This window comes from Dietzia sp. DQ11-44 (genome assembly GCF_014145205.1).
GTDB classification, from domain to species: domain Bacteria; phylum Actinomycetota; class Actinomycetes; order Mycobacteriales; family Mycobacteriaceae; genus Dietzia; species Dietzia natronolimnaea.
This window is the reverse complement of sequence record NZ_JAALEC010000058.1, coordinates 1-12,270: the sequence shown is the minus strand read 5'-3', so window position 1 is coordinate 12,270 and position 12,270 is coordinate 1. Positions and strand designations below refer to the sequence as shown.

Annotated in this window: 10 protein-coding genes; 4 read left to right on the top strand and 6 right to left on the bottom strand. The window is 68.8% G+C overall.

The window, feature by feature from the left end; translation table 11 throughout:
* Positions 1-71: 71 nt before the first annotated feature.
* Positions 72-1,052, bottom strand: coding sequence for a transcriptional regulator (locus tag G6018_RS01790; protein ID WP_182617947.1), 981 nt, complete (start codon positions 1,050-1,052; stop codon positions 72-74).
* A gap of 105 nt (positions 1,053-1,157) precedes the next feature.
* Here G6018_RS01790 and G6018_RS01785 point away from each other — a divergent pair, with 105 nt between their 5' ends.
* From G6018_RS01785 to G6018_RS01775, 3 genes are all read left to right on the top strand, one after another.
* Complete coding sequence (locus tag G6018_RS01785; protein ID WP_182609567.1) at positions 1,158-1,613, top strand: VOC family protein; 456 nt, start codon at positions 1,158-1,160, stop codon at positions 1,611-1,613.
* 124 nt (positions 1,614-1,737) lie between these two features.
* Positions 1,738-2,184 carry a nitroreductase family protein gene (locus tag G6018_RS01780; RefSeq protein WP_241731122.1) on the top strand — a complete coding sequence of 149 codons (447 nt, stop codon included), beginning with the start codon at positions 1,738-1,740 and terminating at the stop codon, positions 2,182-2,184.
* The gene (locus G6018_RS01775) at positions 2,157-3,536 is read left to right on the top strand and encodes an IS630 family transposase (protein ID WP_182638563.1); all 1,380 of its coding nucleotides are present in this window, start codon (positions 2,157-2,159) and stop codon (positions 3,534-3,536) included. Before G6018_RS01780 ends, G6018_RS01775 begins: the two co-directional genes overlap by 28 nt.
* A 30-nt stretch (positions 3,537-3,566) precedes the next feature.
* Here G6018_RS01775 and G6018_RS01770 read toward each other — a convergent pair whose 3' ends face one another.
* Both G6018_RS01770 and G6018_RS01765 read right to left on the bottom strand, forming a co-directional pair.
* The gene (locus G6018_RS01770) at positions 3,567-3,803 is read right to left on the bottom strand and encodes a hypothetical protein (protein WP_179525086.1); all 237 of its coding nucleotides are present in this window, start codon (positions 3,801-3,803) and stop codon (positions 3,567-3,569) included.
* Positions 3,804-3,807: 4 nt separating this feature from the next.
* The gene (locus G6018_RS01765) at positions 3,808-4,485 is read right to left on the bottom strand and encodes a YigZ family protein (protein ID WP_182638562.1); all 678 of its coding nucleotides are present in this window, start codon (positions 4,483-4,485) and stop codon (positions 3,808-3,810) included.
* A gap of 50 nt (positions 4,486-4,535) precedes the next feature.
* Between G6018_RS01765 and treZ the strand changes: the two genes are divergently transcribed.
* The gene (gene treZ, locus G6018_RS01760; RefSeq protein WP_179525084.1) at positions 4,536-6,314 is read left to right on the top strand and encodes a malto-oligosyltrehalose trehalohydrolase; all 1,779 of its coding nucleotides are present in this window, start codon (positions 4,536-4,538) and stop codon (positions 6,312-6,314) included.
* Positions 6,315-6,321: 7 nt separating this feature from the next.
* Here the strand turns inward: treZ and ilvA are convergent, their stop codons facing one another.
* Genes ilvA through rarD form a run of 3 tightly spaced genes read right to left on the bottom strand, consistent with a single transcriptional unit; the run spans position 6,322 to position 12,174 of the window.
* Positions 6,322-7,596 carry a threonine ammonia-lyase IlvA gene (gene ilvA / locus G6018_RS01755; protein ID WP_179525083.1) on the bottom strand — a complete coding sequence of 425 codons (1,275 nt, stop codon included), beginning with the start codon at positions 7,594-7,596 and terminating at the stop codon, positions 6,322-6,324.
* A 42-nt stretch (positions 7,597-7,638) separates the two neighbouring features.
* Positions 7,639-11,193: a DNA polymerase III subunit alpha gene (gene dnaE, locus G6018_RS01750; protein ID WP_182610097.1), complete on the bottom strand. Its 3,555-nt coding sequence runs from the start codon at positions 11,191-11,193 to the stop codon at positions 7,639-7,641.
* 42 nt (positions 11,194-11,235) lie between these two features.
* Positions 11,236-12,174, bottom strand: coding sequence for an EamA family transporter RarD (gene rarD, locus G6018_RS01745; RefSeq protein WP_182638561.1), 939 nt, complete (start codon positions 12,172-12,174; stop codon positions 11,236-11,238).
* Between the last annotated feature and the right edge of the window lie 96 nt (positions 12,175-12,270).

The window sequence follows — 12,270 nt, the reverse complement described above, 5'->3', positions numbered from 1 at the left end:
CCAGCCGCACCGACCACGTCCACGCGTCCACCCGCACTGCCATAGGGCGAGGATAGCGAGACCGGTCGTCGCTAACCGGTCGGGACACCGTCACGGGGTGTCCGCGCGGCGGCCAGCCGGGTCTCGAGCTCCCGCGCCGCCCGGAGCAGTTCGTCGGGGCCGAGGACGCGGAACCCGGCGTCGAAACGCACGACCGCGGCGATCACGCCGGCCCAGGACCACGACCCGAGCGTCACCCGGGTGGAGTCCGCCGACAGCGCCTCGACCTCGCCGTCGTGCACCCAGCGGGCCACGTCGGTCACGGGGAGGTCGATCTCGACCTCCCCGACGCACGGCCACGCGTCGTCGTGGGCGGACCCCTTCGACCGGCTCGCGAGGAATCCCGTCGCGGTGCCGGTCGGGATCCCCCTGGCCTCGAAGGCGGGCCCGGTGGGTAGTCGTGGGGTCATGCGATCCAGCCGGAACGTGCGCCAGTCGTCCCTGTCCAGGTCCCACGCGACCAGGTACCAGCGTCCGTTCCGCGCCACCACCCCGTGCGGTTGTGTCCGCCGGGACGGTGAATCGGGGTCGCGGTAGCCGAAGCGCAGGGTCATCCTCCTCCGCACCGCCTCGCTGACGGCCTCCACGACGGCGGGGGTGACGCCGGTGGAGTCGACTCCGGTGGGGTGGGCTGAGTTGTCGAACCGGATCCCGTCGATCCGGTGCCGCAGTCGTGAGGGCATCACCTGTCGTACCGTCGCCAGCGCGCGGTGCGCGGCATCACCCATCTCGACACCCGCGGCGGCCGAGTGTCGCAGGGCGATGGCGATCGCGACCGCCTGGTCGTCGTCGAACCTCAGGGGCGGCAACTCCGTCCCCGACTCCATCCGGTACCCGCCGTCGGGCCCCTTCACCGCCTGGATCCGGTACCCCAACTCGCGGAGGCGGTCCACGTCACGACGCACGGTGCGGGTCGTCACCTCCAGGCGCTGCGCCAACTCCTCACCCCGCCAACTCCTCGGGGACTGCAGGAGGGAGAGCAACGCCAGTGTCCGCTCGGGAGCTCCGCTCATGGTCCCATTCTCCCGGAAAAGAGGACACCCCGTGTCCTCGAGCCCCGACACGATGGAGCCGAGCGGCAGATCGCCGCGGATCCGGTCCCACCCGAGGGAGTCACCATGTCAGTCACCACCACCACACATCTCAACCTGCCCGGCACCGCACGGGAGGCGCTCGCGCACTACCAGCGCGCCTTCGGCGGCGAGGTGCACATCACGACCTATGGCGAGGTCGGGATGCCCCAGGACGCCCCGGACGCCGGGAAGGTGGTCTTCGGCCGCGTCACCGCGGACTGCGGCTTCAGCGTCATGGCGTACGACATCCCCGGACGCGACGAGCCCTTCGGTGGTCTCACGACCCGCCAGAACGGCATGACGGTGACCGATCAGCCGTTCTTCGACTCCGTCAGCGTCAGCTCCCTCGGTGAGGCGGAGGGGTACTGGAGCGCACTCGCCGAGGGTGCGACGGTCATCGAGCCCCTCGCGGCGTCCGCGTGGAGCGCCGGCTTCGGGATGCTGACGGACCGGTTCGGCGTCACCTGGAGCGTGGACGTGGCCGGGAACCCGGCGGACTGATCCCACCGCGGTCACCCGGTTGCACGAAGGATCCGGCCGGGGCTCGGGACGGGCCCCGGCCGGGGGCCGCGTGCCCCCCGTGCGAGACTGACATCACAGTCCCGCACGACCTCCTGGAGGGCCCATGACCGACGCCGCCGCCACGCTCGAGCGGATCCTCGACGACCGCTACAGCTGCCGAGGGTTCACCTCCGACCCCGTTCCCGAGGAGACGATCGACCGGATCCTGCAGATGGCCCAGCGCACGGCGTCCTGGTGCAACTCGCAGGCGTGGCAGGTCGACCTGGTGACCGGGCACGCGACAACCGAGTTCGGCAAGCACCTCACGGAGTACGTGTTGGCCAACGGGATGCGCTCGGACCTGCCGGCACCCGAGCGCTACGAGGGCGTGTACGGCGAACGGCGGCGGGCCAGCGGGTACGGCCTCTACACCGCGCTGGGCATCGAGCGCTCGGACAAGGAGGCACGGCTCACGCAGATGCTGGAGAACTACTGTCGCGTGTCGTTAGTTCCTAAATGCTTGGGTGTTTGGGAGAATGGGTCATGCCCAATAACCCGGCTCCGGCTTTGATTCTTCGTGATGGTGACCGCGAGGAGTTGGAGTCGTGGACGCGGTCAACGTCGATCCAATCGGGGTTGGCGATGCGGGCGCGGATTATCCTGCTCGCGGCGGAAGGTCAGGCGAACTCTCGGATCGCTGACCGGGAGCGAACGACGCCGACGACGGTGTGGAAGTGGCGAGGCAGGTATGAGGCGGATGGGATCGCGGGCCTGTTCGACGAGTCGCGCTCTGGCCGGCCGAAGCGGATAGATGACCAGAAGATCATCACCACGACGTTGACTCCTCCGCCGAAGAAGTACGGGGTGACGCACTGGTCCTCACGCCTGCTGGCGGATCATCTGAAGATCGGTAACGCCACCGTGGCCAGGGCGTGGCGCAAGTTCGGGGTGCAGCCTTGGCGGGCCGGAACGTTCAAGTTCTCCACCGATCCCGAACTGGTCGCGAAGGTCACCGACGTGGTGGGGTTGTACTTGGCGCCACCGGACAACGCGATCGTGTTGTGTGTTGACGAGAAGAGTCAGATCCAGGCGCTGGATAGGACCGCGCCGATGCTGCCGATGCGCACCGGCAGCATCGAAAGGCACACCCACGATTACAAGCGGCACGGCACCACGACTCTGTTCGCCGCGTTGGACATTGCGACCGGGCACGTCACCGGCGCGGTCAAGCCGAAGCATCGCCATCAGGAGTTCCTGGCGTTCCTGCGTCAACTCGACCGCGCCTACCCGGAGGTTGACCTGCACTTGGTGATGGACAACTACGCGACCCACAAGACCCCGGCGGTGAAGGTGTGGCTGGCACAGCATCCGCGGTTCCACGTGCACTTCACCCCGACGTCCGGATCCTGGCTCAACCTCGTGGAAGTCTGGTTCGGGATCATCGACCGGCAGGCCATCCGCCGTGGTGTCTTTACATCTGTCAAGGACCTCAATGCCAAGATTCGCCAGTTCATCACGGGCTGGAACGACCGCAAACACCCGTTCGTCTGGACTAAAACTCCCGAACAGATCCTCGCGAAAGCGAACCCTAAACCAACTTCAGAAACGCGACACTACCGGTTCTTCGGCGCCCCGCACGTCGCGGTGATCACCTCGGACGCGGGCCTGGGCACCTACGGCGCGGTGGACTGCGGTGGCTATGTGGCGACGTTCCTCGCGGCGGCGTCCTCGCTGGGCGTGGCCACCTGCGCCCAGGCCGCGCTCGCGCTCTACTCGGACGGGGTCCGCGAGCACCTCGGGATCGGTGAGGACCGGCTGATCGTGTGCGGGATCGCCTTCGGCTACGCCGACCCCGAGCACCCCGCCAACACCTTCCGGGCCGATCGGGCGGATCTCACCGACGTGGTCCGCCGCCACGGCTGACCGGGGACGCCCACGGTCGATCCGGATCCGTCAGTACAGTTCGCGATTCTTGGGCTTGCCCGAGATGGCCTGGCGCACCTGGTTGCCTTTGTAGATCGCCACGATCCCGGCGAGGATCGCCACCACGGTGAAGAACGAGCTGGCGAACAACGCGATCGGCAGCGCCACCACGGTCACGCCCAGCGCGATCGCCGTGGTGCGCGCATCCTTGCGCACCTGCTGCTTCTGGACCTCGATCGAGTTCGGTTGGTAGGGCTGCATGCTCATACCGTCAGGATTCCATATCTCGGCACCGCACCGCGTTCTCGGTGGTCGCCACCCCTGCGGGTTGCCACTCGACCCCACCGGAGGTCCGGGTCGCCAGGATCGGCCCCAGCACCTCGAGCTCCCCGGCGACGGTCAACACCACCCGCCGGCCGTGGTCCACGCCGAGCACCCGCGCACCCGCCCCGCGGACTGCTCCCTCGAGGCCTCCCGCCACCGAGTGGTCGACCTCGGCACGCCACGCCGGCGTCCGCGTGACCTCCACGACCCGACCCGTCCGCCACGCCTGGTCGAGGGCGGCCGACACCGCGGAACCGTACGCCCGGACCAGACCGCCCGTGCCCAACCGGGTGCCGCCGAACCACCGCACGACCACCGCGCTCACCCCGGTGAGCCCACTGCCGCGCAGGACCTCCAGCATGGGGGTGCCGGCGGTTCCGGAGGGTTCGCCGTCGTCGTTCGAGCGCTCGATCCGGCTCGACCCCGGCACGTCCACCAGGAAGGCGCTGCAGTGGTGGCGCGCGGCCGGATGGGCACGGCGGAGGTCGGCGATCAGGTCGCGGGCGGCCTCCTCGTCGTCGCACCTCCTCACCACGGCGAGGAACCTCGAGCGCTTCTCCTCGTACTCGCCGGTGACGTCCGGGCCGGCGGCCAGCCTGAGCACACGTGTCCCGGGGTCGGTCATGGGACCAGTATCGCCGCCCCGCCCCCGGTGGTTTTCCCTACCCTGGGGGTGTGACCTTCCCGAGCAGTGACACGTTCTCCGTCTGGGCGCCGACAGCCGAGGCCGTCGGCCTGGTCCTGGACTCCGCCGACGCCGATCCGATCGCCATGCACCGCACCGCCGACGGCTGGTGGGCCTCGACCGTCGTCCGCGAGCAGGGCAGGGACTACGGGTTCGTGGTGACGGGCGACGATGGCGAGGTGAGCGACGCGCGTCCCGACCCGCGGTCGGCGCGTCAGCCCGACGGCGTGCACGGGCTCTCGCGGGTGCACCGGGTGGACGCGACGCGCTGGACCGACTCGGCCTGGACGGGTCGGCAACTGGCCGGGTCACTCCTGTATGAGATGCACGTGGGAACCTTCTCCCCCGGTGGCACCCTGACCAGCGCGATCGAGTACCTCGACGACCTGGTGGAGCTGGGCGTGGACATGGTCGAGGTGATGCCCGTCAACGCGTTCAACGGCGAGTACGGCTGGGGTTACGACGGGGTGGCGTGGTTCGCCGTGCACGAGCCGTACGGAGGACCGGACGCGTTCCAGCAGTTCGTGGACGCCTGCCACGCCCGCGGACTGGGAGTGTGTCTTGACGTGGTCTACAACCACCTCGGGCCGTCGGGGAACTACCTGCCCGAGTTCGGCCCGTACCTGTCCGCCGCCGACGGGCCGTGGGGATCGGGGCTCAACCTCGACGGCCGCCACTCGGGCGAGGTGCGCCGGTACATCATCGACAACGCCCTGCGCTGGTTCGACGAGTTCCACGTGGACGCCCTGCGCCTGGACGCGGTCCACGCCCTGCACGACGCCTCGGCCGTGCACCTGCTCGAGCAGCTGGCGGTGGAGGTCGAGTCCCTCTCCGCCCACCTCGGGCGACCGTTGTCGCTGATCGCGGAGTCGGACCAGAACGACCCCCGGTTGGTCACCGCGAGAGAGGGCGGCGGACTGGGCCTCACCGGACAGTGGGACGACGACGTGCACCACGCGGTCCACGCCGCGGTCTCCGGTGAACGCCAGGGCTACTACTCGGACTTCGGGTCACTCGAGTCACTCCGGCAGGTCCTCACCGGGGCGTTCCTCCACGCCGGGACGTGGTCGGCGTTCCGGGGGCGGGTCCACGGCCGCCCGCTGGATGTCGGACGGGTCCCGGGCAGCCGGTTCGTGGCGTACACGCTCACCCACGACCAGGTGGGCAACCGCGCCGCGGGTGACCGGCCCTCCGTGAACCTCTCACCCGCGCAGCAGCTGGCCAAGGCCGCGATCGTCCTGTGCTCCCCCTTCACGCCGATGCTGTTCCAGGGCGAGGAATGGGGCGCGCGTACCCCGTTCTGCTTCTTCACCTCGCACCCCGAGCCCGAGCTCGCCGACGCCGTGCGCCGGGGCCGGACCCGCGAGTTCGCCGAGATGGGATGGGACCCGGCCACGGTGGCCGACCCCCAGGACCCGGAGACGTTCCGGCGGTCGGTGCTGGACCGGTCCGAGCAGACCCGGGACCAGCACGCCGAGATCCTCCGGGGGTACCGCGCACTCATCGCCCTCCGGCGGGCCGAGCCCGAGCTGACCGATCCGTGGCTCGGGTCGGTCCGCGTGCGGTGCGGGGTCGAGGCCGACGACGGCCGCTGGCTGATCGTCCACCGCGGATCGCTCGCCCTGGTGGTGAACCTGGGAACCGAGCCGAGCAGGGTCCCGGTGGCCGGCGAGGCGGTGCTGGCCTCGGGGGCGGTGGTCGACGAGGACTCGGTCTTCTGTCAGGCGTTCGGGTTCGCGGTGGTGCGCACCCGCCCGGACACCGGGTAGACGGGCCTCAGGTCAGGTACTCGTACGCCGCGGTGCCGGGCTCGAGCCGCTCACAGTCGATCCGGGAGGCCTCCATCCGCTCGAGCAGGGAGTGCAGGCCCGTGGCGGAGCCGAGTTCGATACCCACGAGGGCGGCCCCGTACTCGCGGTTGTTGCGCTTGAGGTACTCGAACTGCGTGATGTCGTCCTCCGGACCCAGCACCTCGTCGAGGAATCGACGCAGTTGGCCGGGCTCCTGGGGGAACTTGACCAGGAAGTAGTGCTTCAGCCCCTGGTGCACCAACGAGCGTTCAATGATCTCGCTGTACCGCGAGACGTCGTTGTTACCGCCCGAGATGATGCAGACGACCGTCGCGCCCTCGTCGATCTCGAGCTGCTCGAGTGCGGTGACCGCCAGCGCGCCGGCGGGCTCGGAGATGATCCCCTCGTTCTGGTACAGCTCCAGCATCGCCGTACACACCGCACCCTCGTCCACGGTGAGGACCTGGATCCGCTCGGTCATCGACGAGATCACCCCGAACGGGAAATCCCCGAGCCGTGCCACCGACGCACCGTCGACGAAAGTGTCCACGGTGTCGAGGGTGACGGGCTCGCCCGCCTCGAGAGCCCGGGTCAGAGAGGGCGCTCCCGCGGGTTCCACCGCGATGATCTTGCAGTCGGGCGCGTACTCCGCCAGGTAGGTGGCGAGCCCGCCCACCAGACCGCCGCCGCCGACCGGCACCACCACCGCATCGGGGACCCGGTCGAGCTGCGCCAGGATCTCCGCCGCGATGGTTCCCTGACCGGCCATGGTGTCCGGGTGGTCGAACGGCGGGACCATCGTCGCACCGGTCCGCTCGGCGTCGGCGCGGGCCGCGGTCTGGGCGGCGTCGAAGTTGACGCCGGTGACCACCAGCTCCACCCAGTTGCGACCGTGGGCGAGGATCCGATCCCGCTTCTGCTTGGGGGTGTTGGTGGGGACGTAGATGCGGCCATTGATCCCGAGGCTCCGGCAGGCGAACGCGACGCCCTGGGCGTGGTTGCCGGCGCTCGCCGTCACCACGCCCGCGCTGCGCTCGTCACCGGTCAACTGCGACATCAGGTTGTACGCGCCCCGGATCTTGTACGACCGCACCGCCTGCTGGTCCTCGCGCTTGAGCAGGATGGTCGCGCCGGTCTGCTCGCTCAACCGCTCGCTCTGGTGCAGTTCGCTCGCGAGGATCACGTCGCCGATGCGGCGGGCGGCGATGTCGATGTCGTCTGGGGTCACTACCTGGGTCGCGGCGGAGTCGGTGACGGTCACGACGACCAGTGTCCCACCGTGCGGTCCGTCACCGCCAACTGGTCATCCGGTGAGACAACCCGGCCCGAGCAGCGCCTTGAGATCCCCCATGAGCGAGGAGGACGTCTCCACCCGCAGATGGTCGTCCAGTCGCAACACCGTCGAGGAGTTCCCGTTGACCAGCCGCAGGTGGACGTCGGAGGGTCCGGGGTGTCGGCCGAGCACCTGTTTGAGGGCGGTAACGGTCTCGATGGTGCACATCCGGGTGGGCAGGGTCAGCGCCAGCGGGGCGCCGTTGCCGCCCACGACCAGGTCCGGCACCTCGAGGGTGTCACCGAACACCGACACCCGGTCCTCACGGATGTTGATGCGCGCCTTGACCAGGACGACCGCGTCCTCGGCGATGTCGAGGGCGGCGAGGCGGTACGTCTTGGGGAAGAAGAGCACCTCGACGCTGCCGTTGAAGTCCTCGATGGTCACGATCGCCCACGGTTCGCCGTTCTTGTTGACCCGCCGATCCACGCCGGAGATGATCCCGCCGATGGTCACCGCGGTGCCGTGCGCGAGTTCGCCCTCGTGGATGGTGGCGATCGACGTGTCGGTCTTGGCGGCGAGCGCGGACTCCAGCCCGTCGAGAGGGTGGCCCGAGACGTACAGACCGAGCATCTCCCGCTCGAGCGCCAGCTTCTGCTTGATCTCCCATTCCTCGTCGGGGACGCGGACCGCGAAGACGTCGCTGAAGGCGGAGGCGCCTCCCGACTCGTCGGCGTCCCCCCCGCCGAACAGGTCGAACTGGCCCACCGCCTCGGCCTTCTTGGTGGACATCACCGACTCGACCGCGTCGGCGTGCACCAGGAACAGACCCTTGCGCGGATGCCCCAGGGAGTCGAACGCACCGGCCTTGATCAGCGATTCCGTGACCTTCTTGGTGCACGCGGTCTGGTCGATCTTGGCCAGGTAGTCGGAGAAGTCCGTGAAGGCCCCCTTCTCCGTGCGGGCGGCCACGACGGAGTCCACGACGTGCGAACCGACGTTGCGGACCGCACCCATACCGAACCGGATGTCCGTGCCCACCGAGGCGAAATTGGTGAGCGACTCGTTGACGGACGGAGGCAGGACCCGGATCCCCATCTGCCGGCAGTTGGACAGGTACAGCGCGGCCTTGTCCTTGTCGTCACCCACGGAGGTGAGCAGGGCGGCCATGTACTCCGCCGGATAGTTGGCCTTGAGGTAGCCGGTCCAGAAGGACACCAGCCCGTACCCCGCCGCATGGGACTTGTTGAACGCGTACGAGGCGAAGGGCTCGATGGTCCCCCACAGGGCGTCCACGGCCTCCTTGGAGAAGCCGCGCTCGAACATCCCGCCCGAGAACTTCTCGTACTCGGCGGCCAGGACCTCGGCCTTCTTCTTGCCCATGGCCTTGCGGAAGCCGTCGGCCTCACCGGCGGTGTATCCCGCGAGCTCGCGGGAGATGGCCATGATCTGCTCCTGGTACACGATCAGACCGTGGGTCTCGCCGAGGATCACCCGGAGCGGCTCCTCCAGCTCCGGGTGGATCGGCACCAGTTCCTGCTTGCCGTTCTTGCGGTCGGCGTAGTTCCAGTGCGTCCCCATCCCCATGGGGCCGGGTCGGTACAGCGCGAGGGCGGCCACGATGTCGTTGAAGCCGGTGGGCTTCATGCGCTTGAGCAGCTCACGCATGCCACCGGAGTCCAGCTGGAACACGCCGAGGGTGTCACCGCTGGCCAGCAGGTCGTAGGTCGCCTGGTCATCGGTGCTGAGCGTGTCGAGGTCGATCTCCTCGCCGCGGTTGGACTTGATGTTCTCCAGGCAGTCCCCGATCACGGTGAGGTTGCGCAGGCCCAGGAAGTCCATCTTGAGCAGGCCGATGTCCTCACACGAGGGGTAGTCCCACCCGGTGATCAGGGCGCCGTCCTGCGCCCGCTTCCACATGGGGATCACGTCGAGCAGCGGCTCGGAGGACATGATCACCGCGCACGCGTGGACACCCGCCTGCCGGACCATGCCCTCGAGTCCGCGGGCCGTGTCGTAGATCCGCTTGACGTCCGGGTCGGTCTCGATGAGCTGACGGACCTCCGAGGCCTCGCCGTACCGCTCGTGCTTGGGGTCGGTGATGCCCGACAGCGGGATGTCCTTGGCCATGATCGCCGGTGGCAGGGCCTTGGTGATCCGGTCGGCGATCGCGTACCCGGGCTGGCCGAAGTTCACGCGCGCGGCGTCCTTGATGGCGGCTTTGGTCTTGATGGTGCCGAACGTGATGACCTGGGCGATCTTGTCGGCGCCCCACTTGTCGCTGGCGTAGCGGATCATCTCGCCGCGGCGACGGTCGTCGAAGTCGATATCGATATCCGGGGCGGACGGGCGCTCCGGGTTGAGGAACCGCTCGAACAGCAGGCCGTGCTCGATCGGGTCGATATTGGTGATCTTGAGCGCGTACGCCACCAGCGCACCCGCCGCGGACCCTCGGCCCGGGCCGACCTTGATCCCGATGGAGCGGGCGTACTCGATGAGGTCACCGACCACGAGGAAGTACCCGGGGTACCCCTTGCCCTTGATCACCTCGAGCTCGAACTCCGCGCGGTCCAGGTACTCCTGCGGAACCCCCGCGGGGAACCGCCACTCCAGGCCCTTGTGGACCTCTCGGGCGAGCCAGGTGTCCTCCGTCTCGCCCTCGGGCACGGGGAACTTGGGCATCCGGTCCTTCGGCGCCCAGATCTCGTCGTACGGCTGGACGCGTTCGGCGATCCACAGCGTGTTGTCGCACCCACCGGGGACCTCGGTGTCCCACTGGGCGCGCATCTCCGCCGCGGACTTGAGGAAGTACCCGTCGCCGTCGAACTTGAAGCGGTTCTCGTCGGCGAGGGTCTTGCCCGTCTGTACGCACAGCATCGCCTCGTGCGCGTGGGACTGCTCGCGGGTGACGTAGTGGCAGTCGTTGGTCACCAACGGCGGCATGCCCAGGTCCTTGCCGAGCTTGAGCAGGTCCTCGCGGACCCGCCGCTCGATGTCGATCCCGTGGTCCATGAGCTCCAGGAAGAAGTTGTCCTTCCCGAAGATCGACTGCCACTTCTCGGCCGCCTCGTAGGCCTCCTTGTGATGGCCCAGGCGCAGGCGGGTCTGGATCTCGCCGGAGGGACAACCCGATGTGGCGATGATCCCCTCGGAGTGCTCGGCCAGGATCTCGGCGTCCATCCGGGCCCACTTGCCCAGCTGTCCCTCGTAGGAGGCCAGCGAGGACAGCAGGAACAGGTTGCGCAGGCCGGTGGCGTTCTCGGCGACCATGGTCATGTGGGTGTAGGCGCCCGAACCCGCGACGTCGTCACCCTTCTGGTGCTTCTCGCCCCACAGCACGCGCTTCTTGTTGAACCTCGACTCGGGTGCGACGTACGCCTCGATACCGATGATGGGCTTGATGCCGGTCTTGACGGCCTGCTTGTAGAAGTCCGAGGACCCGTACATGTTGCCGTGGTCGGTCATGCCCACCGCGGGCATCCCGAGCCTGGAGGCCTCGGCGAACATCGGGTTGATCTGCGCCATCCCGTCGAGCATCGAGAACTCGGTGTGATTGTGCAGATGCACGAACTGGGATCCGCCCACGCAGCATTCCTCCTACGGCTTGTCCGGCCCAGTGTAGGTCGGTTATCCGACACGACCCGAAACGCCAGCATGCGTCGGGCGGCGTGACCGTCCGGCCAGCGTGAACGCGATCACGGCCACCCAGATCAACGCGAAGCCGGTCCACTGGACCGCGTCCAGTCGCTCCCCGACCACCAGGATCCCCCAGGCCATCTGCAGGACCGGGATGATGTACTGCAGCATGCCGACGGTGGCCAGGGGTATCCGCTGGGCGGCCACCGCGAACAACAGCAACGGCACCACGGTCACCAGGCCCGAGGTGGCGAGCAACGCCGCGTGCCCCACCCCGTGTCCGGTGAACGTGCCCGCGCCGGTCACACCCAGCCACACCAGAACGGCGAGCGCGAGCGGCGCGATGAGCAGCACCTCGCCGGTCATCCCCACCACCGGGTCCACCCGGAGCTTCTTCTTGAAGACCCCGTAGAGGCCGAAACTCGACGCCAGGAGCACCGAGAGGTACGGGAAGTGTCCGTACCCCACGGTGAGAACCCCCACCGCGACGGCGGCGAGGGCCACCGCGAACACCTGGGGGCGGTTCAGCCGTTCGCGGAAGACCAGGACTCCCAGGAGCACGCTCACCAGGGGGTTGATCGTGTATCCCAGGGCCGCCTCGGTGACCCGCTCGGAGTTGACCGTGTGGACGTACACACCCCAGTTCACGGTGATGAACGCGGCGGCGCCGGCGATCCGCGCCCACGAGAGGCGGTCGAGCGCCCACAGCTCCCGCCACCGTCGCATGACGGTGAGCACCAGCGCCATGATCACCAGCGACCACACGATGCGGTGGCCCACGATCTCGACCGCACCGGCGGGCTCGAGCAGCGGGAAGAACGCGGGGAAGAAGCCCCAGAGCGTGTACGCCAGGACCCCGGCGAGCATCCCGAGCGCCACCGACCGGTCGGCGGGATCCCGCCCGCGGAGCTCCCCTCCCCGCTCGGTCATCCGCACCACCCCGGCACCCGCGCGCTCACGCCGACGGCACGGGGGCGTCGTCGGGGAGGGGGAACGCGGCGTCGACCTGCTGGGGCTGGAGCGGGC

Coding starts and splice junctions, on each gene's coding strand:
- G6018_RS01780 (WP_241731122.1), top strand. CDS start 1,738: ATGACCGACGCCGCCGCCACGCTCGAGCGGATCCTCGACGACCGCTAC.
- G6018_RS01765 (WP_182638562.1), bottom strand. CDS start 4,485: ATGACCGACCCCGGGACACGTGTGCTCAGGCTGGCCGCCGGCCCGGAC.
- G6018_RS01785 (WP_182609567.1), top strand. CDS start 1,158: ATGTCAGTCACCACCACCACACATCTCAACCTGCCCGGCACCGCACGG.
- G6018_RS01790 (WP_182617947.1), bottom strand. CDS start 1,052: ATGAGCGGAGCTCCCGAGCGGACACTGGCGTTGCTCTCCCTCCTGCAG.
- rarD (WP_182638561.1), bottom strand. CDS start 12,174: ATGACCGAGCGGGGAGGGGAGCTCCGCGGGCGGGATCCCGCCGACCGG.
- G6018_RS01770 (WP_179525086.1), bottom strand. CDS start 3,803: ATGAGCATGCAGCCCTACCAACCGAACTCGATCGAGGTCCAGAAGCAG.
- G6018_RS01775 (WP_182638563.1), top strand. CDS start 2,157: ATGCCCAATAACCCGGCTCCGGCTTTGATTCTTCGTGATGGTGACCGC.